Origin of the sequence: Brevibacillus composti (genome assembly GCF_016406105.1) — a bacterium.
GTDB classification, from domain to species: Bacteria; Bacillota; Bacilli; order Brevibacillales; family Brevibacillaceae; genus Brevibacillus; species Brevibacillus composti.
On record NZ_CP066308.1, the window covers coordinates 1,468,380 to 1,493,006 of the forward strand.

Annotated in this window: 29 protein-coding genes and 1 riboswitch; of the genes, 18 read left to right on the forward strand and 11 right to left on the reverse strand. The window is 50.8% G+C overall.

The genetic code is table 11. The features are described from left to right. Positions 1 to 552: 552 nt before the first annotated feature. From JD108_RS07675 to JD108_RS07685, 3 genes are all read right to left on the reverse strand, one after another. Complete coding sequence (locus tag JD108_RS07675) at positions 553 to 876, reverse strand: YnfA family protein (RefSeq protein WP_198829259.1); 324 nt, start codon at positions 874 to 876, stop codon at positions 553 to 555. A gap of 120 nt (positions 877 to 996) precedes the next feature. After that, on the reverse strand, positions 997 to 1,788 hold the full coding sequence (locus JD108_RS07680) for a DUF2935 domain-containing protein (RefSeq protein WP_198829260.1): 792 nt from the start codon (positions 1,786 to 1,788) through the stop codon (positions 997 to 999). Positions 1,789 to 2,683: 895 nt separating this feature from the next. Next, the gene (locus JD108_RS07685) at positions 2,684 to 3,043 is read right to left on the reverse strand and encodes a hypothetical protein (RefSeq protein ID WP_198829261.1); all 360 of its coding nucleotides are present in this window, start codon (positions 3,041 to 3,043) and stop codon (positions 2,684 to 2,686) included. A gap of 248 nt (positions 3,044 to 3,291) precedes the next feature. Here JD108_RS07685 and JD108_RS07690 point away from each other — a divergent pair, with 248 nt between their 5' ends. From JD108_RS07690 to JD108_RS07700, 3 genes are all read left to right on the forward strand, one after another. Next, entirely contained in the window at positions 3,292 to 3,840 is a 549-nt protein-coding gene (locus tag JD108_RS07690; protein ID WP_198829262.1) for an RNA polymerase sigma factor, read from the forward strand. Beyond that, positions 3,824 to 4,945, forward strand: coding sequence for a hypothetical protein (locus JD108_RS07695; protein ID WP_198829263.1), 1,122 nt, complete (start codon positions 3,824 to 3,826; stop codon positions 4,943 to 4,945). The genes JD108_RS07690 and JD108_RS07695 overlap by 17 nt, the downstream gene beginning before the upstream one ends. A gap of 79 nt (positions 4,946 to 5,024) precedes the next feature. Continuing rightward, complete coding sequence (locus JD108_RS07700; RefSeq protein WP_198829264.1) at positions 5,025 to 5,690, forward strand: hypothetical protein; 666 nt, start codon at positions 5,025 to 5,027, stop codon at positions 5,688 to 5,690. 78 nt (positions 5,691 to 5,768) lie between these two features. On the opposite strand, the gene JD108_RS07705 is transcribed toward JD108_RS07700, so the two are convergent. From JD108_RS07705 to JD108_RS07720, 4 genes are all read right to left on the reverse strand, one after another. Beyond that, positions 5,769 to 6,962, reverse strand: coding sequence for an MFS transporter (locus tag JD108_RS07705; protein ID WP_407649425.1), 1,194 nt, complete (start codon positions 6,960 to 6,962; stop codon positions 5,769 to 5,771). Between the two features lie 65 nt (positions 6,963 to 7,027). Further along, positions 7,028 to 7,477 (reverse strand): MarR family winged helix-turn-helix transcriptional regulator, encoded by a 450-nt coding sequence (locus JD108_RS07710; RefSeq protein ID WP_198829266.1) that lies wholly within the window; start codon positions 7,475 to 7,477, stop codon positions 7,028 to 7,030. A gap of 621 nt (positions 7,478 to 8,098) precedes the next feature. Then, positions 8,099 to 8,458, reverse strand: coding sequence for a DUF2935 domain-containing protein (locus tag JD108_RS07715; protein ID WP_198829267.1), 360 nt, complete (start codon positions 8,456 to 8,458; stop codon positions 8,099 to 8,101). Positions 8,459 to 8,535: 77 nt separating this feature from the next. Beyond that, positions 8,536 to 9,447 carry a LysR family transcriptional regulator gene (locus tag JD108_RS07720; RefSeq protein WP_198829268.1) on the reverse strand — a complete coding sequence of 304 codons (912 nt, stop codon included), beginning with the start codon at positions 9,445 to 9,447 and terminating at the stop codon, positions 8,536 to 8,538. A gap of 120 nt (positions 9,448 to 9,567) precedes the next feature. Here JD108_RS07720 and hutG point away from each other — a divergent pair, with 120 nt between their 5' ends. Both hutG and gltS read left to right on the forward strand, forming a co-directional pair. Then, positions 9,568 to 10,554, forward strand: coding sequence for a formimidoylglutamase (hutG, locus tag JD108_RS07725; protein WP_198829269.1), 987 nt, complete (start codon positions 9,568 to 9,570; stop codon positions 10,552 to 10,554). Continuing rightward, complete coding sequence (gene gltS, locus JD108_RS07730; protein ID WP_198829270.1) at positions 10,538 to 11,725, forward strand: sodium/glutamate symporter; 1,188 nt, start codon at positions 10,538 to 10,540, stop codon at positions 11,723 to 11,725. Before hutG ends, gltS begins: the two co-directional genes overlap by 17 nt. 92 nt (positions 11,726 to 11,817) lie before the next feature. On the opposite strand, the gene JD108_RS07735 is transcribed toward gltS, so the two are convergent. Then, positions 11,818 to 12,798, reverse strand: coding sequence for a quinone oxidoreductase family protein (locus tag JD108_RS07735; RefSeq protein ID WP_198829271.1), 981 nt, complete (start codon positions 12,796 to 12,798; stop codon positions 11,818 to 11,820). A 100-nt stretch (positions 12,799 to 12,898) separates the two neighbouring features. Between JD108_RS07735 and JD108_RS07740 the strand changes: the two genes are divergently transcribed. Then, entirely contained in the window at positions 12,899 to 13,864 is a 966-nt protein-coding gene (locus JD108_RS07740) for a helix-turn-helix transcriptional regulator (RefSeq protein WP_228728348.1), read from the forward strand. Positions 13,865 to 13,967: 103 nt separating this feature from the next. Here the strand turns inward: JD108_RS07740 and JD108_RS07745 are convergent, their stop codons facing one another. Continuing rightward, positions 13,968 to 14,261, reverse strand: a complete 294-nt coding sequence (locus JD108_RS07745) for a hypothetical protein (RefSeq protein WP_198829272.1) — start codon at positions 14,259 to 14,261, stop codon at positions 13,968 to 13,970. Next, entirely contained in the window at positions 14,261 to 14,464 is a 204-nt protein-coding gene (locus JD108_RS07750) for a hypothetical protein (RefSeq protein ID WP_198829273.1), read from the reverse strand. The genes JD108_RS07745 and JD108_RS07750 overlap by 1 nt, the downstream gene beginning before the upstream one ends. Positions 14,465 to 14,594: 130 nt before the next feature. After that, positions 14,595 to 14,781, forward strand: a riboswitch (Lysine riboswitch). Between the two features lie 120 nt (positions 14,782 to 14,901). Here JD108_RS07750 and JD108_RS07755 point away from each other — a divergent pair. The 3 genes from JD108_RS07755 to JD108_RS07765 all read left to right on the forward strand — a co-directional run bounded on the left by JD108_RS07755 (position 14,902) and on the right by JD108_RS07765 (position 17,363). Beyond that, positions 14,902 to 15,735, forward strand: a complete 834-nt coding sequence (locus tag JD108_RS07755) for a transporter substrate-binding domain-containing protein (protein ID WP_198829274.1) — start codon at positions 14,902 to 14,904, stop codon at positions 15,733 to 15,735. 126 nt (positions 15,736 to 15,861) lie between these two features. Continuing rightward, positions 15,862 to 16,602 carry an amino acid ABC transporter permease gene (locus tag JD108_RS07760; RefSeq protein WP_198829275.1) on the forward strand — a complete coding sequence of 247 codons (741 nt, stop codon included), beginning with the start codon at positions 15,862 to 15,864 and terminating at the stop codon, positions 16,600 to 16,602. Positions 16,603 to 16,622: 20 nt separating this feature from the next. Beyond that, positions 16,623 to 17,363, forward strand: coding sequence for an amino acid ABC transporter ATP-binding protein (locus JD108_RS07765; protein WP_323958408.1), 741 nt, complete (start codon positions 16,623 to 16,625; stop codon positions 17,361 to 17,363). A gap of 90 nt (positions 17,364 to 17,453) precedes the next feature. On the opposite strand, the gene JD108_RS07770 is transcribed toward JD108_RS07765, so the two are convergent. Then, positions 17,454 to 18,299, reverse strand: coding sequence for a hypothetical protein (locus JD108_RS07770; protein WP_198829276.1), 846 nt, complete (start codon positions 18,297 to 18,299; stop codon positions 17,454 to 17,456). 169 nt (positions 18,300 to 18,468) lie between these two features. On the opposite strand from JD108_RS07770, the gene JD108_RS07775 reads away from it, so the two are divergent. The 9 genes from JD108_RS07775 (at position 18,469) to JD108_RS07815 (ending at position 24,605) form a co-directional block, all read left to right on the forward strand. Then, the gene (locus JD108_RS07775; RefSeq protein WP_198829277.1) at positions 18,469 to 18,819 is read left to right on the forward strand and encodes a hypothetical protein; all 351 of its coding nucleotides are present in this window, start codon (positions 18,469 to 18,471) and stop codon (positions 18,817 to 18,819) included. Next, complete coding sequence (locus JD108_RS07780; protein WP_198829278.1) at positions 18,786 to 19,589, forward strand: hypothetical protein; 804 nt, start codon at positions 18,786 to 18,788, stop codon at positions 19,587 to 19,589. The genes JD108_RS07775 and JD108_RS07780 overlap by 34 nt, the downstream gene beginning before the upstream one ends. A gap of 101 nt (positions 19,590 to 19,690) precedes the next feature. Then, positions 19,691 to 20,149 (forward strand): prepilin peptidase, encoded by a 459-nt coding sequence (locus JD108_RS07785; protein ID WP_228728349.1) that lies wholly within the window; start codon positions 19,691 to 19,693, stop codon positions 20,147 to 20,149. A 75-nt stretch (positions 20,150 to 20,224) separates the two neighbouring features. Next, complete coding sequence (locus tag JD108_RS07790) at positions 20,225 to 20,977, forward strand: SAF domain-containing protein (RefSeq protein ID WP_198829279.1); 753 nt, start codon at positions 20,225 to 20,227, stop codon at positions 20,975 to 20,977. After that, positions 20,974 to 22,134 (forward strand): CpaE/TadZ family protein, encoded by a 1,161-nt coding sequence (locus JD108_RS07795; protein WP_198829280.1) that lies wholly within the window; start codon positions 20,974 to 20,976, stop codon positions 22,132 to 22,134. The genes JD108_RS07790 and JD108_RS07795 overlap by 4 nt, the downstream gene beginning before the upstream one ends. Positions 22,135 to 22,146: 12 nt before the next feature. Continuing rightward, a complete protein-coding gene (locus JD108_RS07800; RefSeq protein ID WP_456062005.1) occupies positions 22,147 to 22,752 on the forward strand; it encodes an ATPase, T2SS/T4P/T4SS family in 606 nt (201 codons plus the stop codon). Positions 22,753 to 22,880: 128 nt separating this feature from the next. Further along, a complete protein-coding gene (locus JD108_RS07805) occupies positions 22,881 to 23,282 on the forward strand; it encodes a TadE family protein (protein WP_198829281.1) in 402 nt (133 codons plus the stop codon). After that, positions 23,283 to 23,915, forward strand: coding sequence for a pilus assembly protein TadG-related protein (locus JD108_RS07810; protein ID WP_198829282.1), 633 nt, complete (start codon positions 23,283 to 23,285; stop codon positions 23,913 to 23,915). A 69-nt stretch (positions 23,916 to 23,984) separates the two neighbouring features. Further along, positions 23,985 to 24,605 carry a vWA domain-containing protein gene (locus tag JD108_RS07815; protein WP_198829283.1) on the forward strand — a complete coding sequence of 207 codons (621 nt, stop codon included), beginning with the start codon at positions 23,985 to 23,987 and terminating at the stop codon, positions 24,603 to 24,605. Positions 24,606 to 24,627: the final 22 nt, after the last annotated feature.

Consider the following 24,627-nt stretch of genomic DNA (forward strand, 5'->3'; position numbering starts at 1 on the left):
TACACAACCTTGAATTGCAATGACTAGAACAAATCTACCGGACATTCGGAAGTGTTCGAAACGATCCGTTCCAAACACCTCGATCGGTTGCTCTTCAAAATCCCAATTAGTTTTTCCGCAGATTCAAAGTACAACTGGATAATCAGGCTGGCACCTTCAATCCTCCCGTCCGCCGCACCGTGTGTATTGATGTCGGGAGTGTCCAATAGGCTTTTTTACAAAATGCTCAGTCCGATACCTTAGATGAAAGGCTGAAATCCGATTTATCGGTTAAGCCATGAACCCCATAATTAAGAAGGTATGTAAGAAAGGAAGCCTGATTTGTTTTCTTATGCTTATAACGAACAACAATTTCTATCGTGCTTCCTGTGTGATTCATCTTCGTTAATTCAACAGAAGCAAAGTCCACATTCTCGTGATACGTCCTGACCAATTTCTCAAATGATGAAAAGCTATAGTTGTATGTGTAATTCGGGTCCAACAAATCTTATGCAGATAAGTTACGGCACAAAGAAAGATTCATGAACGCAACGGTAATAATGGAGCCCCTCGCTACTGACGAGGGGCCCATAACATTACGGAGACACCCATAACGCATATGCATGCTCCAATCCAGTCATACATGTCGGGGGTCTTCTTATCAATCCACCATCCCCACAGTACAGCCAGAACAATAAAAACGCCGCCATAAGCAGCGTACACTCTCCCAAATGACGGAAAGCTCTGGAGGGTAGCGATGATTCCGTACGATACCAGAACAATGCCTCCGACGATGCCATACCAGAGTGGTTTTGATTCTCGAAGCCACAGCCAGACTAGGTATCCTCCGCCGATTTCAGCAAGGCCGGCAAGAATGAAAAGAAAAATGGCGAGCATGTAAAATCCACTCCTTTTTCTGCAAGTCTACTACAAAAGGTAGCGAGAAAGGAATGGAACCAACCACGCGATGTGATGACGGAGCATAAAAAAAACCCCTGTAAAGGGGGAGAGCTCGAGTTACTTTGAATGTGACAGGGCAGCATCAAAGGCATCGAGGATTTCAAGGAAATGGGAAGCTTCTCTAAAGACGTGGTCAGCAAGTAATGGCGGGATGATACTCTTAATCCGGCATGCTTCAATGAGCTCGCGCGCAGTTTTCTTAAAATCACGCAGTTGGCGTACTGAAACACGATTCTGATCGACAAATTGATCGAGGAGGGGCTGAGTCAGCGATTGCGGTCGCATGGAGTCAAGATCGATGGCTTGAAAGAGGAGTTGATCAAAATCATGGCTAAAATCTCTCGCTTGCTCAACTAGCTTTCTCTCGGAAGGATCCAGCAAGTGATTAATGAACTTTGCATGGTCTGCCATAATTTTCAGGAAGAACACATTTTCATTGATGACGGCATCCGGCAATGGATCAAGGGTTCCTGTATTCAATTGTTTCAATCGATTCATAAAATAAGCAGCCTCGCGACTTACATGATCCACCAACAATGGGAAGTTGCTGCCGAGGATTTTACACTGAATGATTAATCCAAGTACATTTCGCTTGAATGCCCAAATCTGACAAGCGGCCGTGTGAACCTGATTGTTAAATTCATAGATCACGCGGGGATCTGCATCTGGAGTGAAGGAGAGTGCCCTATTTTCAATATCTTCAAAGATGTGGTAAAAACAGTCCGCTTCCTGGATTAATTTCGTGTCTTCACAGGTAAAACCCAATTTCAGAAAGAGTGAGTGTTCCTTCATGATACGCGACCAAAAACGAATTTCGCCTAGTGACCTTTCAACAAATTCATCTGCCATACGGTACCTCCAAATGAGTGTATTGGGGGAAAGACACTATCAGCAGGCAGAACTAAGTTTTAAGACTCCAGAATAAAGGCGAGCTCCTGTTATTCGAACTTGATATATACCTATGCGTTTGCCCATTGCAACGGAATGGGCGCTTGCCCAAAAAAGACTAAAGAAAACAAGCCAATTTTATTAAAATAGCTACAATAGCTACCACGGAAATATAACGTCGTTTACATAATAACATGTATCTTTATACTCGACTTTCAAAACAGGATAGACAGGCACCAGCATTCCTCCTTTTAACCTGATGAAGTAATCCTAGCTTAATCATCAAAATCTCAATTAGTTGTTTTGCGGTGACTCATTTCCGCTCAGATACAGGGGTTTCATGTGGGCCGACATGAAAAACCGGATAACAGGAATCACAAAAATACTGATCCCAAAGAATGAATGAAGTAAGTGCCACAATGGATACAAGTATCGCCGTAAGAAACGGGAGGCGGCCTTTCGAGTAAGCTTTCACTAGATAACAGTATGAGAAGAAAATGATCGTGATTAGTATGAATAAGAAAAATGCGAGTGATTTTACGATCGCAGCACCGATCAGGAATCCGGAAGGTGAAGGTTTGGCTGCGATAACAGCCAGCACTGGAATCAAAACCAGTATGTAAAGAATAAGCCCGATAAAATAAGGGAGTCGCATCCAATATCATCCTTTTTTAAACGAGAGTCGAGTAAATGATAACACTATTCGCCGGTAATGGAGCATGAGAGGGCTCGGGATGTCCATTCAACACAACGATCACGAAGAAAAGACAAAAAGCACCACAGAGCGTGCGTACGGCATCGCGGTTATCCAGTACGTGGAGATTATAATCATAAAAACCAGGTAACAAAAGAGAAATTAAAGAAAGGGGAGAATATGAACGAAAATACCGATGATAAAAAGAATCAGAAGAATTTGGTGCACTCGCTCTTTTAGAGGATAAAAGTAGACTTGTGCGATGGTACGAAGAAACCAAAAGAATGCCATGCCAACATACAAGGTCTGACCGATTTTGGTTGATTGGATCTCAGCCGTATTAAAAAAGCCGAGGTAAGCCACGAGGAAAAACATGAATGCCAGACATAGATTGAGAGTTTGGACAACAGCTCTATTCACTAGGGACACACGATTCAGCTGTTCTTTCCAATGGAGCAGGCGCCAAAAGAAGAGATGAAATACACCAAAAGCGAAGTTGAAAAAAGCTGCAAATTTAATCATGAACATGGCAATCCCCCCACTATTGTGAACTCATTGAGCTTATCTTAATCGATCGAAATATGATTTCACACAATATTTCGGGAGTTGCCTGCCAGGAATCGGTAGTAGTCTTGGCGGCAACTCCTTTTACATCCATCAATATGAAAAATTTTCCGAGATACTGTAACCTTTTCCCACAAATCTCATCTAATTGTTTGCATGGGAGCAAGAGAGTGATCTAGACGTGATGGGAGCAGGAGTGTGATAAGTTGTTTTACAATACATCGGCAGCCGAACAGCAGTTTAACCAGATTTACCAGGCGTATCACAAGGATGTGTACCATTTTCTGTACTGTTTTACAGGCAACAGGGGGGATGCGGAGGATCTGACTCAGGAGACGTTTATCCGAGTCGCTGCCTCTCTATCTAAATTTGAAGGACGTGCCCATTTGAAAACCTGGATGATCGCGATCGCGAAAAACCTTTCCAGAGAGTGGGCGCGAAAGAAACGGCTATCGTCTTTTTTTACCGACGTCATCCTCAGAAACATGCCTGCCGAAGACGGACTGCCAGAACCGGAATTGGAAACCAAAGAGAGCTATAAACAAATCCTTGCGGGATTGCAAAAACTAAAGCCGCAGTATCGGACGGTGATCATCTTACGACTCATTGAGGAGTACAGCGTCAAGGAAACAGCGGAAATTCTCTCCTGCACGGAAATCAAAGTGAAGGTGGACTTTCACAGGGCGATCAAAAAGCTGCAAAACGTATTGGAACCAGATGCGAGGGGAGAGTGGAAGAATGTATTGGCAAAATGAAAAAGAGTTGCGTGAAACCATCAAACTTTCGCCGGATTTCGAACCGAACGAGGCTTTCGTTGAAACAGCGAGGAATGCAGGTCTGGATGTGATCAGAAAACAGGCAAATAAACGGCAGAAGATCATGGTGCTCAATCAAGTTGCGGTTATTGCTGCGGCGCTGCTTCTTGTATGGGGCGTGATTTCGCAGCATGGGCCAGCAAAAGAGTTAAAAACCGAAATGGCTGCGTCCGTCCAAGTAGATGAATCAGGGCCCCAGAAGACCGCCATCCATTTACCGGAGCCACCCAAAGAATCTGTGACAGCAGCCACGCCTCCACAACAGGTTCCCCCCGCTCAGGAGCAGGACAGACAAAATCCGCAAGCGGCTGCCATGCAGATTACAACTGTGGAAACGGATAGAGCGACAGTTGACAAGACAAGCACGCCAACTGAAGAGACAGCGACCTCTAACATCCAAACATCCGTGGAAGCGGAGGGGAATGTCCCTGAGCAAATACAGAAAAAAGGGACGTGGCTAGCAGAACAAGATATCCTTTCTCCGGCTATGCAGAAATCATGGGTGGATCTGCAAAACAGTTTTCCGATCCTGAAAGAGGTCAACGGTATCGAGAGTGACGACGATGATGACAACCAGGAGGCCGCATCCATCCGCGCTTCTCTCTTGAAAACAGCTCCAGAAGGACAAGTCCATACGGTTGCGAAGGTGGAATTCAATGAGCAAGGAGAGGTCAACTTCTTGCAACTTCCAGAGAAAGAGAATGGAAGCCTCCCGGATATTTCTACGGAAACAGCAAAAGTGCGGGCCAAGGAGTATCTCGAAAAGATTCTCGGCGTGGATGCCTCCGCCTACAGCATCGTTTCTGTTTGGCCAGAAAAGTCGTATGATCTGCAGATGAATGGAACCATTCGAAAGTACACCGTTAATTTTAAGAAGCCGGTACCCGGTGATCCTGAGTCAGCCTTTTATGCAACGCTCCTGGTGGACAGCGGGGGGGAGTTTCTCTCGTTTGAAAAAGTGAAAAAACCTATTTCGTATGATTCTTGGTATGCCGTTGATTTCGAAAGGCGAGCCATGCCTGAGAAAAATGGAAATAATGAGTGAAAATTGTAACCTTTTATTAAAAATTGCTACTAATGAACAAGAGCATCTGACATTGCTCAACATAGAGGAGGAAATGAACATGAAGAAAACGGTTATCACTTTGGCAGCGTTTTGCATGCTTGCAGGAACGCCAGCTTGGGCAGCAGAGCAGGTAAAAGAAAAATCGACCCATTCATCCCAAACCAAAAAAGAAAAACCGCAGGTTATCGAAAACGCTGAACTAAACCCGAAAGCAAAACAAGCGCTTGAAACACTGGAAACCATTTTGCCGGAAATGAAGGATTGGTCCCAAAGAAAAGTAACTCTCCAAAAGTCATCGGTTCGATCGGACTATCACGTGGACATGACGAAATCCCAAGGACTTACCTACCCGCACGCACGTGTCATCATTACAGAGAATACAGGGGAGATTCGTGCTTTTTCCGTACTAAAAGACCGCCCTTCGTTCCCGGAGGAAGTTAGAAATGGGGGTGGCTCCAGTTCGGTGAAAGAGCCTTACATGAAAGCGGCTACTGCTGCTTCCGATGAACTCATGAAGAAGCTCCTGGGAGAAAAAGCGGCGAACTACGCCCTCGAGGGAGTAAATTTTATCAGCTATGGCAACAGCTCTACCATTGTTGCTGCCATCTCCTACAAAGCAAAAATACAGGAAGAAAACACTTCGCTTGACGTGATCACCATGAACATCGACGCGAGTGGGCAGCCCGCCATGTTTATGCATTTTAAGCAAGCATCTGCCAACTGAAATTCGCAATCTGCATCTGTCCGCAAGTAGAGCGCAATATCAAACAACCCGTCTCCGAAAAGATGAGACGGGTTTTACTCAATTCTCCATCCGAGCATTCCCCCTCCATCCCCGAAACATCACGAAAGCCGCACACAATACCAGAGCCGCGAACGTATACGGAAGATGGATATTCAGGTCAAAAAGAATGCCGCCCACAGCCGGGCCGACAATGATCCCGAGACTGGTATAGGTGGAGTTCATCCCGGCAACAAATCCTTGGTTCTCTCCTGCCATTTTCGAGAGAAACGTGGTCACGGCAGGACGGAGGATGTCGCACGCAAAAAATACGATGCACGTGACGGCCATGATGCCCCAATAGCTGCTGACGAATACGGTAGCGAGAATGAAAACAGCAGCCGTCATGAGCGTGATGAGAATCAATGTTTTCTCACCGAATTTGTCCACCAGCTTCTCGAAGAGCGTAATTTGGACCACCACTCCGAAAATGGAACCCACGGTGATAATGATGGCAATATCTTTGGCCGTGAAACCGAACTTCGAATCGATAAAAAGGCTGAACATCATTTCATACGCGGCTAAGCCGAAGGAGAGCACAAAGACGATCAGAAACGGCACAAAATAGACAGAGCGGATCGACTTTTCGATCTCCCGAATAAAATGGGCGCTCCTTTTTTCAGCTCTATGTTTCTCCAGTTGTTCTTTCGACAGCGATTCTTCCAAAACAAACAACGATACGGCGGCCGCGGCAAAGGCCAATCCCGCAGCGAAAAAGAAGGGGGCGCGTATGCCGAGTTCGGCGATAAATCCGCCCAAACCAGGACCAATAATGAATCCGCCGCTGATGGCAGCCGCTTGATAGCCCAATACCTTCGCTCTGTTTTCGATAGAAGTCCGATCGGCTAAATAGGTGATCACGGCCGGCATGATGAGCGCATCGCTAATCCCGCCCAAGATTCTGGACAAAAACAGGACCCAAACCTGATTCCCGAAACCGAATAATAGCTCCGAAAACGAAAAAAGGAATAGTCCCGATACAATCATCTTCTTTCTGCCGACGGTGTCCACCCAAACACCGGTTAGCGGCGATGATAACAGCTGTGCAAAAGCAAAGGCGGAAATCAAAAAGCCGACAGTGTCCCCACCCATACCCATTTCTTTCGCAAAGGATGGCATGACCGGAACGACAAGACCAATCCCGACGTAGGCGATAAATAAATTAAACAAGACTAATCCTAAAGACAGCTTGTCTTTGCTGACGATACGCATGATTTTTTCCGCTACCTCTCCAAGTAATCGTTATCTCTGTATAAGTAGTTCAATATGCCGGGCTGCCATTACTGGGCATCGTTCGACTCATGAATCACCTGATTGATTTTTTTCATCGTGCGCAGCATTTGCTCCAGTTCCTCCATCTCCACCTGGGAGAAGTACTTTTTCACAAAAGCCTCGTCCGTCTCCTCGATCAACTCCGCATATTTTTTTCCTTCCGGCCCCAGGAGGATAAAGGATTCCCGCCGGTCGTTCGGATTGCTTTCCCGACGGATAAACCCTTTGGATTCCAGATGGGAGAGCACTTGGCTGACGGCGCTTTTCGTAATGGAAAAGTTCGCCGCGATCTCGTTTACGGTAGTTCGCTGATTCCGCATAATGAAAAGCAGCATATTTTCTTGTTGAACGGTGAGGTTGTATTCATCCAGTTTTTTTGCCCTTTTGCTGTAGTTCAGCAAGTATTCCTGAAACTCGTCATGTAACGCGTTGACAATTTTCCGGTACTCCGAAAGCATGGCCGTCCTCCTAAAAAACGTATTTCCCTGATTTTGGAAGCTAATGCGCCGCATGTGGCCGTGCGCTGCCATGCAGCCCCGCGACCTGCGCCGGGAGTGGCGCACGATCTGAAAAGTACAGGGTTCTGAAGAAAAAGGTTTAGTTTAGTTAACTTAACTAACTGTACAACGGAATTTTTTTATTGTCAAATGACAAATCGGAGCTCTCCTCGCGTTACTGACAAGAAACCGGGGAAATGATTGCAACTCTTTCATTACGAGAAAACAAAAAAAACTCCCCACCGCGTAGGGAGTAAAGAAAGCCACGGCTACTTAGCAGCTCTCATGCGAACGTTTCATCATCTCGGAATATTGAACAAATTTCATTTCATGGTAAAAATGCTTTTTGTAATAGTAAATATGCTTCTCCGGGTCCTGATGCTCGTAAAATTTTGCCAACATTTGATATTCGGATGCCTTCTTAAAATGATAGTCCCTTTTATCCTTGTACACCCTGTTATCACTCCTTTGGTTCGATGTCCCTGCATCATATGCAACGGTCTGCAATCGAGATATGGACAGCAAACCATTCCCCCAAAAACTGAGCAAATGGCTCAGATTGTTACGAACGACGCCCTCTTTTTACTCAACCCTCGGCCGCGTAGGATAACAATCGGGCACATTCACATCCGTCACCTCGGACAGCTTCATCAAGTAATAACACTCTTCCCGCGACATATGATCAGCCATCGGTGCGCAGATATCCCGCGAGTTCCATCGCTGATTTGCCTGCTCTGTAAGGCAGCGACTCTCTTCACCGGACAGATTCCGGCGGGACTCAGCCAGCAAACGATCAAATGACTGGATAAAATCGTTTGCCAGCTCAATTTCTCGGCTCTCCTTTGGCGCCAGCGACTGGTGAATAAACCGGGCATGATCCCCCAGGATCTGGAGCCAAAATCTATGTTCAAACAAAATAGGATGGTGCGCATCCTCTCTCATATAAGTCCCTCCCTCGATACACCCAAATTATGTGCGGCAGCCCAAAAGTGTGTATCGGGGGGCGGTTGTTGCCTCAATCAGTCGCGCAGCGCTGCACTTTTTGCGGGATACTCAAAACAAGCCCGCACATCCTCCAAAAAAGCCTGAACCGCCGGAGCCAAATAGCGATTTTTCAGATACGCCAAATAGACGGTCCGGGCCAATGCCGGAGAATCGATCGTCTTCCGTACAAGGGAGGCATCCTCAAGCCCGGACAAATAATTCTCCGGAATAATCGTGATCCCCAAATTCTCCCTGACCAGTGTCAACGCTGTCTCAAAGCGTTCGATCTCAAATTGAATCGCCGGCGTCAGCTCTTCCAGGGCAAAGGCCGACAAAATATCTTCTCTCGTCTGAAACCCTTCCGTACTGATGATAAACGGTTCCCCCTCCAGCTCGTGCAGGTGAACGGTATCCTGCCGTGCCAGCGGGTGATCTCTGTGCACCACGAGCACCAGTCTTTCCTCGTATAAAGGATAGGCTTCAATATCCTCTTCCGCGATAGACTGATTGGTGATCAACAAATGGGTATGATACTTGCGAAGGGATTCCTTTACATCTTTTCCGCTCAGCACTTCGATCAGCTTGATGTGGATGGATGGAAAGCGGTCTTGATACGTGCGGATGACCTTGGGGATCCAATGCTTCACCGACTCGATGATGCCGATGATGAGATCCCCGCTGCCGGTCAGCTTTACTTCTTCCATCTCTTTTTTCAGCATATTCATTTGGGAGAGGAGCAGGATCGATTTCTGGTATAAAATTTTCCCAGCGTCCGTCAATTCCATCTTTCTTGTATTTCTTTCCAGGAGCGGCGAGCCGACTTCTTGCTCCAGATTTTTAATCGCGTTGCTGAGCGATGGCTGCGAGATGTGCAGTTTTTGCGCGGCCTTGGAGTAGCTCAGCTGCTCGCACACCGTGACGAAATAATGCAGTTGCTTGATGTCCAAAGCAATCTTCCTTTCAATTTATAGCTTGAAACTATCAATTTATTAAAATTATATATTAGAAATAATAAGTTTGCCATTATATAATCAAAAAACAAAACTACTTCAGAAGGTTCAGAAAGGATGAATCATTTGCCAACAAATATTTCAGCTGACGTATGGACCGGCCGGACAGATCATACCGAGAGAAGAAGCAGCTTTCGTTATCACCAAATCGTGGAGCAGGTGGACCTCCAGGCATGGCAGGCTGCCGAGGGCAGCACTTGTGCCATCATCGGTTTTGAATGTGACGAAGGGGTTCGGCGCAATCAAGGCCGCATCGGCGCAGCCCAGGCTCCAAACGCTATCCGGCAAGCGCTTGCAAGCCTTCCTTGGAAACGAGGGGAAGGGGATCGTCTGGTGGATGTGGGGAATATTCGCTGCGAGGGCGAAAAGCTGGAGGAGGCCCAGGTCGAATTGGGGGAGGCTGTCTCGGCGATCTTGTCCAAATCGGCGAAGCCTGTCATCCTGGGCGGCGGACATGAGACGCTGTATGGCCATTATCTGGGGGTACGGAAACACATCGGGGCAGATGCTTCTCTAGGCGTAATCAATATTGACGCGCATTTTGATCTGCGCTCCTACGAACAGCAGCCATCATCGGGGACGATGTTCCGGCAGATCCTGGAGAATGACAAGCATAGCCGGTATTTCGTGCTCGGCATCCAGCGTTTCGGCAATACGCAGGAGCTGTTTGACAAAGCGGACGAACTCGGTGCCCGCTACATCTACGAAGAAGAGATGACGAATGAGCGAATGGCAGACATCCTGACGGCCGTAAGCGATTTCATCAGCCAGCATGATCATGTCATGCTTACCCTTTGCACGGATGTGCTCAATGCGGCCTTTGCGCCGGGAGTCAGCGCGCCCTCTCCGTTTGGGCTTAGCCCGATGGTGGTCCGCAGCTTGATCCGCACAGTTGCCGCTCATGAGAAAACGCTTTCTTTTGACATTTGCGAAGTAAATCCGGTCCTCGATGAGAACGGCCGAACCGTAAAATTAGGTGCTTATCTGACAAACGAAGCCATCATGACACTTCTAGGGGGAGACATCTATGACACTAGCACTTAATCAAGTCAACACGATTTTTCTCGCAGTCGCTCTGCTCGTACTGGGGACCTACCTGGTCAAAAAAGCGGGTTTCCTGCAAAAGTTTTGCATTCCGGCACCTGTGGTAGGCGGGCTTCTGTTTGCCATCGTGGCGACGACGCTAAAAGCGACGGGGATCATGGAAATCAAGCTGGATACCTCGCTGCAAAGTTTGTTCATGCTGACGTTCTTCACAACCGTGGGGCTCGGGGCGAGCTTTAAACTGATCAAATTGGGGGGCAAACTGCTCGTCATCTACTGGATTGCCTGTGGCGTATTGGCTCTGGCGCAGAACGTGATCGGCGTGTCCCTGGCCTCGGCATTTGGCATCCATCCGTTGATTGGGATGATGGCTGGCGCCGTTTCCATGGAAGGCGGGCACGGAGCGGCAGGCGCATTTGGACAAACGCTGGAGGAGATGGGCATCCAGTCCGCACTCGCGATCGGGATCGCGGCGGCTACCTTTGGTCTCGTGGCGGGGGGATTGGTCGGCGGACCGACGGTGAAATACCTGGTGACCAAATACGATCTCAAGCCGACGGAAACGGACGAGACGACCGTGACGCTCGAAGAAAACACCCAGCCGATTACGACGAACACCTTCTTTATCCAAGTCCTTCTCATTACTTTCTGTATGGCTTTGGGAACCTATCTGGGCGAGCTGTTCTCGGATGCAACCGGCTTTGTGCTTCCGGGCTATGTCGGAGCCATGTTTGTAGCGGTAATCGTGCGCAACCTCACCGATAAAATCAAGCCGGAAGCCATTGATATGAAGAGCATCAACCTCATTGGCGACGTGACGCTTGGCATTTTCCTGTCCATGGCGCTGATGAGCATCAAGCTGTGGGAAGTGGCGGACCTCGCGCTGCCTATGCTGGTGATCGTGTTTGTACAAGTTGTCTTTATCGTCCTGTTCGGGGCACTCGTGCTGTTCCGCCTGCTCGGCAAAAACTACGATGCGGCTGTCATGGTCGCAGGCTTTACCGGACATGGACTCGGCGCTACGCCAAACGCGATGGCGAATATGGCTGCCGTGACCGCCCGGTTTGGGCCTTCGCGAAAAGCGTATCTGGTCGTTCCGATCGTAGGTGCGTTCCTGATTGACGTGTTCGGCATGCCGATTATTATTACGACGATTAATCTGTTTAAATAAAGCAGGAAAAATCCCTTTCGGCCGGAACGATTCTGGCCGGAGGGGATTTTTGTTAGCCCCGATCCGATCAGACCGGGGTTCCTTCCTAACCATCAGCCTTCGGGATTGACTTGCAGACATATTTTCCCCAAATAATGCCGGTTGAGAACGGCATGCGCCTCATGCGCATCCTTCAGTGCAAAGGTATGGCTAATGTGCGCGGTTAGCTGATTTGCGGCTATGTAGCGGTGAAGTCTGGCGATAATCTCAGGATCAGGCTCGCCGTGATATCCTGTGGTTCTGATGTTTTCGCTCACCCGGAGCGCCGGGTGTATCCCGTAAGGATAGGCGATTCGGCCGCCCTTGCGCACACCATTAACCACGGCGTCCGCGATTTCTCCGCCGGCGGTGAACAGAGCCGCATCGAATCCTTCTGGTGCGAACGCAAATACCTTCGAAGCCAAATCTCCCTCTCTGCCGTTCACAACTGCTTCGCAGCCCAGCCGCTTCACCATGGCCACGCCGTCTTCACCTGAAGCGACAGCGAATACACGCGCGCCCATACATTTCGCCAGTTGCACGGCCATGTGGCCAACGCCTCCGCTGGCGCCGAAGATCATGATCGATTCCCCTTGCTGCAAGGCCAAAACATCCTCCAGCCCGCGCAATGCGGTAATTCCGACGCCAGAGATAACCGCCGCCTCCTGCATGGGTAATCCCTCCGGAATCCGGGACGCGTACTTGGCAGGGATGGCTGCGTATTCCGCATAGAAGCCGCCCTTCGGATTCAGAAAAGCGGGCGCATAGACCCGATCTCCCAGGTCAACATGAGACACCTTTTCCCCCCGCGCGATGACGGTACCTGACCCTTCGGAGCCGAGAATGTAAGGAAAAGCTGGGTTCATGTTTAGCATTTCCGCGTATCCGCCTTGCCGTTCGAATGCATCCCATTCTCCAACACCGGCATAGGCGACTCGAATCAATACATCCTCGGGTCCGATCTCAGGCACGTCGACCTCCCGATACGTCAGTTCTTCCGGGCCGCCAAATCTGTGAAGCACCGCAGCCCGCATGTAATTTGTCCGCTGATTCATGGCTACCTCCTCCAACAAACAAGTTTTCTGCTTGCAACGTCCAACTTATCACAATATCATGTCAATAGTTGGCATGTTTTCGGAAGAGGAGCGAATCATTGTGTCCAAGGCGAAACTGCTGTTCGACCTCATTTCGTATGTAAATGCAAGACGTCAATTTACCGCGCAGGATGTGGCCAGCGAATTCCATATTTCCCTGCGGACAGCCCATCGCTACCTGGCAGAACTGGGCGAGATGGGTGTCCCGCTGTATACAGAACCCGGTCGCAGTGGGGGCTACCGCGTATTGAACAATCGGGTATTGCCGCCCATTCTCTTCAGCGAGAACGAAGCGTTCGCCATCTTCTTCGCATTCCAATCGCTGAAATACTACCATTCGCTGCCTTTTGACGTTGACATTGCCTCGGTCTCCCGAAAGCTTTACGCAAACCTGCCTCTGGATACCAGGAAAAAGATCGATCGTCTTGATGCCGTTTTATCGATATGGAACAAAAAGAGAAGTGTACCCTCTCACTGCCTGAAAGAAATCATCGAAGCCGCCATAGAGAGACAGGTCGTGCAAATCGAATACATGTCAAAAGCGGGTCATTCCCGAAGAGAAGTCGCCCCTATCGGCATTTACGCCTATGATGGCTTCTGGTATATGCCTGCCTTCGATTTAGCCCGTGAGATGGTTCGATTATTCCGCACGGATCGGATTGTGAAACTGATCAGGTTGGAGCGGACCTATTCACCCGATCTGACACTGAACGATTGGTTGCTCAGCCATACCGAACAAGAACCAAAAGCGCCCATCAGGCTATACGTGGAACTGACCGAGGAGGGACTTCGTCAATGCCGAAGCCAGCCATGGCTGGAGCCTTATCTCATCACCAACGATCAAGGCCAGGGTTCTATTGATACAGTCATTGATCGGGCGGAGATCGAATTCGTTTCCCGTTATTTTTTCCAGCTGGGTACCGTAGCGAGAGTAATCGAGCCCGAGGAGATGGTGAGCCGCATACGCTCATGGTCTCAAGAACTTCTCCAGCATTACACGGTGACCGGCCAGACAGACCATGCATGACAGGGGGATGACAAAAATAGCGGGGAAAAGGCAGACTGCCGCCAAAAGCAGTGATAGCGGCAGCGATGAGGCGGGATGGAATACGGGTGCACGGTGTCCCTCTTCAATGAAACAAGACGGAGATCACCAGCCAAGCAGGAACGGCGAGAAGAGCCACAAAAGAGACCCAAGCCAGCCATAGCAGTTTGGGGCCTCGGTAGAGAGAATAAGCGATCAATAGATGAAAAAGATAGAGCAGCAAGGCCCCTTCAAAGCGGGGAGTAGCGTTCAAATACCAGGCGAGCGGAAAGTACAAGCACGCGCTCGCAATCAGGTATCGCCCATTTCCAGACATGATGGCTAAGAAGGCAAAGAGAAGGGAGAAGCCCGTCGACAGTAGGAATACGATGCTGACCATTACAACTGCGTCAAAAACCAGATCAGCGGTCCGAAAAAAGCAAAAACTGCAAACAGTCGCATCATCATGAAATAGTGCCGGGAAGGGTAACGCCGGGCTTGCCACTTGCCCAGTATCTCCCAGGCAGACCGCGGTTTTAACGCGATATACCCCGTGATCACAAACCAAAAGATGTAGAAAAGAATCCCGAAAACAGCTGCCATCTCCACGCCCCCTTTTTCTACATGTACGTCTGAAGTTCCAGCGGGTTTCACACTTTCGACCCACACAGGTTGACAAAATAAACAGACCATTGTAAACTCAAAGCATAATTGAATACGACCTCACTTAACACAGTGAGGTAGAGGTGCGATATTTAACAGTCCTTGGTGGAGTTGGAGAAGACGGTGAAGCCAAGGAGAAGGAAATGTCGCCGAAGCTCGTAATACGATTCTCACGTATTGCTTGCTGGGTCTGCAGTTAAGAGCTGCAGGACTGTCTCAATAAATGACCCGATTTATTGAGTTGTGCTATCTCGACTGGGGATGAGAGAGGTATGTTGGGCAACTATGTATATAGTGCGACCTGAGGCTATCTCAGGTCGTTTTTTATTTGGAAAAAGCCCTGCCAACAATCACACTAGAAAAAGGAGTATTCGAACATGAAAAAACATTCACCATTTCTCGCACTCTGTCTCTCGGCCATTCTTTTCGTCGCAGGATGCGGGACCAGCAACAGCACACCGGCGGCATCTTCGGACGAAGGCGTCTTTCGCGTAGGCATGGAAGCCGGGTATGCGCCTTTTAACTGGACGCAAATGGATGATTCCAACGGTGCGGTGAAAATCGACGGCAACGCCGAATATGCAGGCGGCTACGATGTGGAAATCGCGAAAAAGCTGGCCGACGGTCTCGGCAAAAAACTGGTGATCGTGAAAACGGAGTGGGATGGCCTGGTGCCGGCGCTGACTTCCGGCAAGATCGACGCCATCGTCGCGGGGATGTCCCCAACCGCCGAGCGGAAACAGACGATCGATTTCTCGGACAATTACTATAAATCGAATTTAGTGATGGTTGTGAAAAAAGGCGGCAAATACGAAGGCGCGAAGTCGATCCAGGATTTCAAAGGCGCGAAGGTAACCGCTCAATTGAACACCTTCCACTACTCCGTGATCAACCAGATTGAAGGGGTCGTGCAGGAGCCGGCGATGGACAACTTCCCGGCGATGAGAGTGGCGCTGGAATCCGGCATTATTGACGGCTATGTCTCCGAGCGTCCAGAAGCAGTCAGCGCATCCGCAGCCAATCCGAACTTCGCCATGGTCGAGTTTACAGACGGCTTTACGACTTCGGAAGATGATACCGCCATCGCTGTAGGCCTTCAGAAAGGCAGCGAGCTTACGGCGAAAATCAACGAAATTCTCGCAGGCATTTCCGAAGAAGAGCGTACCAGCATCATGGATGCCGCGATCAAAAATCAACCAGCAGCAAAATAATCATGTTGCGAAACCGGCTGCATCGCCATGCAGTCGGTTTTATGATGAACGGCTGCGGACAGCTCGCCGCCTGGTGCCGGTGAGCTTGCCAAGCAGCTTGGACGCAATGTGGAATGGGGGAAAAAGATGAGCTTTGAATGGATTGTCAAAATCATTACCGAAAACTGGCCCATGTTCCTGCGCGGGGCGGGCTGGACGTTGGTAATCGCCTTAACCGGCACGGTGCTCGGGGCGCTCATCGGCTTGCTGATCGGAGTGATCCGCACCATTCCGGTGCCCGAGGGCGGCGGCAAAAAGGTGCTGCTTACCGTCGTGAACGCCATCCTGTCGGCGTATATCGAATTTTTCCGGGGAACGCCGATGATCGTGCAGGCGATGGTTATCTATTACGGGTCCGCGCTCGCCTTCGGCATGGATATGGACCGCTTTTTGGCCGCGATCTTCGTCGTCTCGATCAACACGGGTGCGTACATGGCCGAGATCGTGCGCGGCGGGATTATCTCCATTGAAAAAGGGCAATTTGAAGCGGCTCATGCCATCGGGATGAACCACTTCCAAACGATGTGGAATGTCGTCTTGCCGCAAGTGGTCCGCAATATCTTGCCGGCCACCGGCAATCAGTTTGTGATTAATATCAAAGATACCTCGGTACTGAACGTCATCTCGGTAACCGAATTGTATTTCACCACGAAATCGATCGCCGGCAATAATTTCCGCTATTTCGAATCCTTTTTTGTCGCGTGTGTGATGTACTTTATCATGACCCTGATCGTCACGAGAATCTTGCGCTACTTCGAGAAAAAGCTGGACGGGCCGGACCATTACCAAATGACGGACAGTCACGTGCCGCTTGAAGGGAAGCAATAAACGGAGAAGGGGGAGAGCGCATGGAAAATATCATTGAAGTGAAGCACATCCATAAATCCTACGGATCGCATGAAGTGTTGAAAGACATCGATTTCACCGTGAAAAAAGGAGAAGTCGTGACCATCATCGGTTCCTCCGGTTCGGGCAAATCCACGCTGCTTCGCTGCATCAATCTGCTGGAAAAACCGAGCGGCGGCGAGATCATCTACAAAGGTGAGAATATCCTGGATGACAAGCATGATATTTTCACCTACCGCCGTCATCTCGGGATGGTCTTCCAGCAATTTAACCTGTTTCACAACCACAACGTGCTGGGCAATTGCGTGGTCGGACAGGTCAAAGTATTGAAGCGCACCAGGGAAGAAGCGGAGAAAGTCGCGATGAAGTACCTGAAGGTCGTGGGGATGGACAAGTACATTCACGCCAAACCCAAGCAGCTGTCGGGCGGGCAAAAGCAGCGGGTGGCAATCGCCCGCGCTCTTTCCATGGAGCCGGATGTGATGCTGTTTGATGAACCGACGTCTGCCCTCGATCCCGAGATGGTCGGGGAAGTGCTGAAAGTGATGAAGGAGCTGGCGGAGTCGGGTCTGACGATGTTGATCGTGACGCATGAGATGGAATTTGCCAAGGAAGTCTCGGATCGGGTGGTCTTTATGGACAAAGGCGTCATTGCGGAGGAAGGCAGCCCCGATCAGATTTTCAATCATCCCAAACAAGAGCGCACGCGGGAGTTTTTAAAACGGACCTTGAAGAGTTCCTGATCCCGGGTGGAAGCGGCATCGTTTTGAAAGACCATGGACCAGTTGTTTTCCTGCGGGAAGGCGGCTGGTCTTTTTGCTGTCCGCCGCTCTCTACGCGGGATTGCGCAAGAGCGGGTACAGCTGCTTTCGAAATATCTCTTCATTACAGGCGGTGAGCGCTTGCCTCATCTCCTCCTCGTCGCGATAGGGGGCACCCCCTAACTCCATGTCCTGCACGGATTGCCGCATGATGCGCCGGATCTCTCCGCGTCTGTAGTCCCGCAGGAGATCCAGCAGTTTTTTGGCGATCTGTTTCTCCTCCCGGGGGAGTTTCCGCATCGCCGACTGGAAAAAATCGTAGATCCGATCTACCGCCTCCTGCAGGTCGAGCTGTCTTCGCAATCGACGGTAGAGGATGTAGTCCGATTCGAGCAGGGCATTTCGCATCAGGATCTCATCCTCCGGGATGACGAAGAAGCGGGCGAGCATTTGTTGGTGGTAGCTCATGCCCCGCTCGTATATGGCCCGCAGCTGCTCCACGCTGCTCACCATCTCTTCGCACATGCCGATCATCTCCGCCACATCGCGGCGCATCTCCTCGTCCATCATCGACTCACAGGAGGGAAGCAGCGCTTGCAGGTAATCGCGCTTCTCCTGATACATCCAGACAGGCTTCTCTTTATCCACGGCGAAATCCTTGGTGAAATTGGTCGCTGCGTTGTTGTGGGACATAAACAGGCGAAGGACGGGAAGAGCTTCTGCGCGCGGAGGAACGCTTCCGTCTTCGCGGAGGATCAGGTAACCGGTCGCCTCCTTTTTGCCCCATCGCCAGTACTGGACATTGTAGTAGGTTTGCCCGTTCAGCAGCGCCGTGTGGTTAAACAAATCCGGCTTTTCCAAAAAACGTTGGTAACGCTGGATCTCATCGCGTACGCGGGCGGTTTCCTTTGCGGCCATAAGCGCAGCTCCTTTCGCGGATCTGTCGAAAAAGTCGATGATTTCTATTGGTAATACTATCCACGCGGCAAAAAGTTTCGCATGCGCTTTGCGCAGATCACGTCTTGTCCGGATGGGGGGATCGGGAGGAAAGAGGGCTCTGGGCGGAACGGGTTGGCGATTACCACCGTTGTTAACATGGAGCAAATTTTGTTTAGGCAAAAAGGAACAGGAGGAAAAGGAGGCTATTCTCCTGCTCGTTTCTGCCGCTTTCGCGACGATGGAAGCAAAGATAAGCCGTTTAGCCTATCGCGCAAAAGAGAAACCAAGTCTTGGGAACGGTTTTTGCAAGGGGCTGTTTACGAAGAGCCGGATTGCTGATAGCTTTGTGGTAAAAAGTGGTGTATGTGCAAATCCTGCCCATAGCGCCAAGTCAAAGGGGAAACAGACAGCTTATGCGACAGCCTACGACCAAATTCTCGTGAGTGGAAGAGGAGCTAAACTCGCATGGTTATTGTATTGGAAGAGTTATACGGCATGAGGTCCATTCCTTTCATGTCCGCCGAGGTCAAAATCAAGCCAACCCTTTTGCGAGGAGGCCTGCCTCTTCGCGAATACATCCAGCAGACGAAACGAAGCCTTCTCCCTTCAGCATTGCCCTTGCAATCCTACTCCCTGTCAGAAGAGCTGGTGTTTTTCAAAGGAATTGCCGAACAAGCAGAGATCAGCCTGTACTTCTATGACCCCGCCTATACATCCATTCAAAATCTCTACCGCGTTCGAAATCTTCTCTTACCGGATCACAAACTCATTCCCATCCCGTTTGATGCCATGAAGAGCAACAAAGCAGAGCTCCTGTATCTCATGGATGCATTAGCCGACTGGGCAGGAAAGCAAGATGCGCCTCTCACGTATGAGAAGTTCCTGCTCCATACCCAGTATTTTAAAAGCAGGTGTACGCCATGGAGCCTCGTCGCTGAAGTAGGGCCATTCACGCATGTGAAAAGACACCGGCGGCTGCACAAGCCGCCTGCAAAGCCATTGTTCAAGCAGGTCTATACGCATACGGACGGCAAGCTGAAAGTGCATAAGACAGGCCACCTGCTGGAATTGTGGCAACAGATTTTGGCTGCGAAGACAGAGGAAAAGCAGGCCTGGGTCGTCCGCAAAGGGATCACGACGGATCTGCCCGGCAGCGACATCATCTTCGATCTGGAGAATCAGACGCTTCCCGTCCATATTCCGTATGTTCAGGCAATCTTTGCCCCGATCCATATCAGCAATTTGCTGGACGCAAGAGTGCCGACCTGAACCTTGGTCCCATTTTCCGAAAAATAAAATTTGCAAAGTAAGCAACATTTTTCCAGAAAGACCCGTTTAGGTAATAAGTAGAGCTACAAAAGAAGGAGGAAGTGATCTCTCTGGAGCTGACGCTCATCGTGATGCCGGTCTGTTTGATCTTGGTGATTGCCTCCATCACCGACCTGCGCCGAGGTTTGATCTATAACTGGCTTACCTTGCCGGGCATCGCCTATTTTTTAGCCGTCCATCTCTTTTTGCACCCCCAGCAGTGGTTCACCTACTTCTTTGGCATGCTCCTGCTTGGAGGAATCAGCTTGCTCATGGCCGTGCTCAGCAAAGGACAGCTGGGCGGAGGGGACATCAAGCTCCTCGCACTGGTCGGAGCAGCCGTTGGATGGCAGGCGGGAATCTACGCACTCATGTTTACGTATCTCCTCGCCTGTCTCGTCGCGATCCCGATCTGGGCGGCAGGAAAATGGTCGCGGAAGAGGAGGGGGCCGCTGGAGCTGCCGATGGCGCCGTTTATTTCCGGGGGGACCATGGTTTTGCTCCTTCTGTCACTTGGCTAGGCCGCACGCCAGGCATCCGCCGCGTTAGAAGCAACCGTCGACAAAACATTTGGAACAAGGAGAGGTATCTGTCTGATGCGGGAGTCCAAACGAAGAGCCATTATCTTTCTATCCCTGTCTTTTTTGCTTGCGTTGGCAGCCGGTTTCCTCGTCATCAACAAAATCAATGAAATGAACGAACAGCTTGGACAAATGGTAGACATTTATGTAGCCAACACCGATATCGCCTCCCGCTCCCCGATTTCTCCCGAGCAGGTCAAAGCGAGGCAAATCCCCAAAAAGTTCGTAGACAATTCCTACATTACGGACAAGGCAGCGCTGCAGGGCCAGGTCACGGTGGTTCCTTTGTCGGAGGGGGACATCATCACCAAAAACATGATCAAGCCTACTGCACAGCTGCGCGAGGAGAACAATCGCCTGGTCACCGTGTACGCCTCCGATCGCATTATTTTCGATCAGCAGCTGGAAGCGTTGGATCGCGTCGATATCATCGTCTCGTACGAGGTGAATGATCAGCCCGTGACAGAGGTGTTCATGGTAGATGTGCCTGTGGCCATGGTCTCCAAGACCGACACGGAATTCAAAGGGGCCGCGCTGGAGCTGCCCTTTGACAAGGTGACCGCCTTCATCCATCAGCAGCACTATGTATCTACCATGCGCATCTTAAAAGCCAATGTGGGCAAAGGAGCCCCGGCGATACCGGAGCCCTTCCGCACGAGGCCCAGAGAGCCGGGGGCGACGATCAGCGATCCGGCCAACCGAGCCTTGATGGGACAGCAAAACCAGCAGCCCCTTGCGATACCCCAGCCGGAGGCGACGCAGCCATGAGCATAGATACGGCCAAAATACTCGTCGTCGTCGACTATGATTCGGTAAAGGATCTGCTGAGGGAAACGCTGGTTCCATACGGGGACGTGCAGTTCACCACATCGCCTGAAGTCAAGCTGGAAATCGACCGGATCGGGCCGGACGCCGTGCTGCTGGTGCAGCCGGAAGACGGCTCCGGCGTCGAGTTGATTCAGTACATACAAAACGAACTGCCACAATCGATCATCATCTTTTTGACGGAGAAGCAGGATTTCGCTTTGCTGCGGGACGTCGTCAGTGCGGGGGCCGTGGAGTACATCCTCTTGCCGGACGAACTGAATCTGCTGAATGACCGCATGGAGAAAATTGCCGAGCTGATTCATCAGCGAGAGCGCAAGCTGGACGCCGCCGTCGCGGGTCAGCCTTTCGCCCGCGGGCGGGGCAAGGTGTACTCCTTTTACAGCGGCAAAGGCGGAAGCGGACGGACTCTGCTGTCGACCGCCTATGCCCAGGCACTGAAGCTGGAATCGGCAAACCGCGTCCTGTTGATCGATCTGAACCTGCAATTTGGCGGGGTGGAAACCTTTCTGTCGCTCGACACCAATCGGTCGCTGGCTGATCTCATGCCTGTTCTCCATGAGATGAATGAAAACCATATCCGCAATGTGACGCAGCGGGAGATCCACTCCAAGCTGGAGGTGATGCTGAGCCCGCGCGATGCGGAGACGGCGGAGCAGATGACCGAAGAGTTTATCAGCCGCCTGATACGCGCGAGCAGGCGCAGCTACGACTATGTCATGATCGACCTGCCGACCCATATGGATGAGCTCACCTATACAGCGCTGGAAGAGTCCGATCTGATCTACTACGTGATGAATCTGGATACACCGTCTGTGCAGAGCTACCGGCAGGTGGAGAATCTGTTCAAACAGCTGGGCATCGATACGGCAGGAAGGCTTGAGATCGTGGTAAACATGGTCAGCAAGCACAACGAATTGAAGGTGGCCGATCTGAAGGGCTTGCTGCCAGCGCCGATTACCGCCGAGATTTGCCTGGATCAGGCGGGCGTTCAAGCTGCTGTCAACCAGGGCGTCCCCCTGCAAAAGACAGCCAATGAAAAGAAACTGGGTCCTGTCGCCAAAGATATCCGCAATTGGGTACGAAGCAAACTGACATAGGAGGGATGAGCGATGGGCTTGTTTACGCGCAAGCATGAAGCGAACAGACTCAGGGACAGAGCGGCTCGTGCGGTTGTTGCGGAAGCCGCTCCCGTTCACCACAACCCCTATATCGACCAGCTGGCTGACCATTATAAAGCGAGACTTTTGCGGGAGAAGAATCTGGAGAGGCTGACCAGCCTCAATGCGGCAGAATTGCGGCAAGCGATCGAGCGGATCGTCTCGCAGTACATGTCCGAAGAAAAGGTAGTCATTCCGCGCAGCGAAAAAGAGCTGTTGCTCACCCGCCTGATCAACGAATCCGTGGGACTGGGGCCCTTGGAGCCGCTTTTGGCAGACGCGGAGATCACGGAAATTTCCATCAACGGGCACAAGGAAGTTTACATCGAGAAAAAGGGGCGCCTGGAATTAACCGGGTTGAAATTTCGCGATGAGGAGCATCTGCGCCACATCGTAGACCGGATCGTCGCACCGCTGGGGCGGCGGATCGATGAAAGCTCTCCGATGGTGGACGCCCGGCTCAAGGACGGCAGCCTGCTTCAAAAATTAAATAACAAAACGTACAAAGAAGCGATCCAGACCATTAACGATTTATACAAACAAAAAGTGACACAGTAACCCCGACAATCAACCACTTCAATGGCAGATTACCATGGCAGTAATCTGCCTTATTAACGCGGGGATGGGAAAAAGCGGTAGTACCAACCGTTCATGGAACTGGAGGGGGAAAGGGAGGGATGTACACGATGCCATTAAAGCAAACGATTCGCGATGAAAAAGGATCGATGACGATAGAATTTCTGGCTGTGCTGCCTCTCGTCTTTCTGATCCTGATGGTCTGCTGGCAGTTTTTGATCGGTGTCTACGCCGTAATCACTGCCCAATCCGCGGCCAACGAAGCGGCCAAAGTCTATGCGATCACGAGGGACTCCGGCGAAGCGCTGGCGGCGGCAGAGACAGTAGTGGCCGCCGCTGGCGGGGGAATCGGCTACGTATCCGGTTTTATTTCGAACGGCAACTATTTTACCGCCGAAGTGAAAGTAGCGGTTGATCTCATCTTCATCCCCAGCTTGATGCGCGACAACATGGCGCCGGAAGACCGCGTGATCACCTTTCACCGCGAAATGGCGGGGCGGGTGATTCGCTAGATGAGAGACAGGATCATTCCGCTCATAAAAGAGGAACGCGGAAATATGCTGGTTTTTTCTCTGACGATCTTCACCTTTATGCTGCTGATCATGTTTACCGCCGTGTTTAATTTTTCTACCGTCTTCGTCGGGAAGGACAAAGCCATGAATAGCGCACAGCAGGCGAGCATGGGAGCGATCAAGAACGTCTATGACGCGATGGAGCAAGCGATCATCGCCTATGACGCGTGGGCGGCAGTCAATTTTATGCCGCCGATCAGTCCGGATGTCGCCGAGAGGGAGCACTCGCTGCGGGCGGCCAACCCGGAGTGGGCCAAGAGTGAGGTCCGCTATACCGCAATCGATCAGGTATTCAGCGAGCAACTGGCGGGAAGGCCGATGCTGATGAGCTTTGTCCTCGAGAGATTGGCCAGAGCGAAGGCAGAGATCCCCGCTGTGGTGGCCCGCATATTGAGTGCAAACCAGGCCACGCTGGAGAACGTCACGATTTTCAACGGGGATGATCGCATTGAGGTGGAGGCATCGGTCCGATACAAGGTGAATAAGCTGGGCCTCGATTTTTTTCCCGCGTATACGGATACGATCGTACAGACGGGCGAAAGCAGAAAAATTGGCTTCTTGCGGGCGCTTTGATCGCTGGCAGGAAAAACCGGTGAATGGGACCGGCGCAATCGTTTTTGGCACAAGGAGGCGATGGGGAAGATGCGCATCACTCAAAATACGTTGCTTGTCCTGATACATAGTCTCTTCGCTCTACTGATCAGCGGCTGCTCCCATCTGGCTTCCGGCAGCGGGATACCTCCTGCGGTGCCGCCCCTTCCGCAGTCCACTCCGGATTTGATCGCCTTAGAGCCAGGGCTATTTGCAGGAACGCATTTTTATTTGGAGGATGACCCTCAGCGCAGCCGCATCGAACAAGAACTGGATCGGCTCCCCGATCTGGAAGACGACGCAGATGAGAGCCAAATCCAAGCGTATTGGGCCAGACTGACCAGCCTGTTTGCCGAAGACTACCTAAGCCCGCAAATGGTTGTGGACCGATGGCGAATCGCCTCTTACGGAAGCCCGGATGTGGAGGATGCCCGTCTGCAATTCAAAGAGAACTTTCATGTGGAAATCATCCTCGATGCAAGCGGGAGCATGAGCGGAAAAATCGGGGAGCACACGAAAATGGAGCTCGCCAAAGAAGCGATCAAGGAATTCGCGGCCAGCTTGCCCGAAGGCGCCAACGTTTCGCTGCGCGTCTACGGACATTTGGGCGCCCGCTTCGAAGGATCAGGGGAAATCGGGGAAAAAACTGGGTTCGCTCTCTGCCGCCTATGAATCCAACGGCAATCCCGGCACG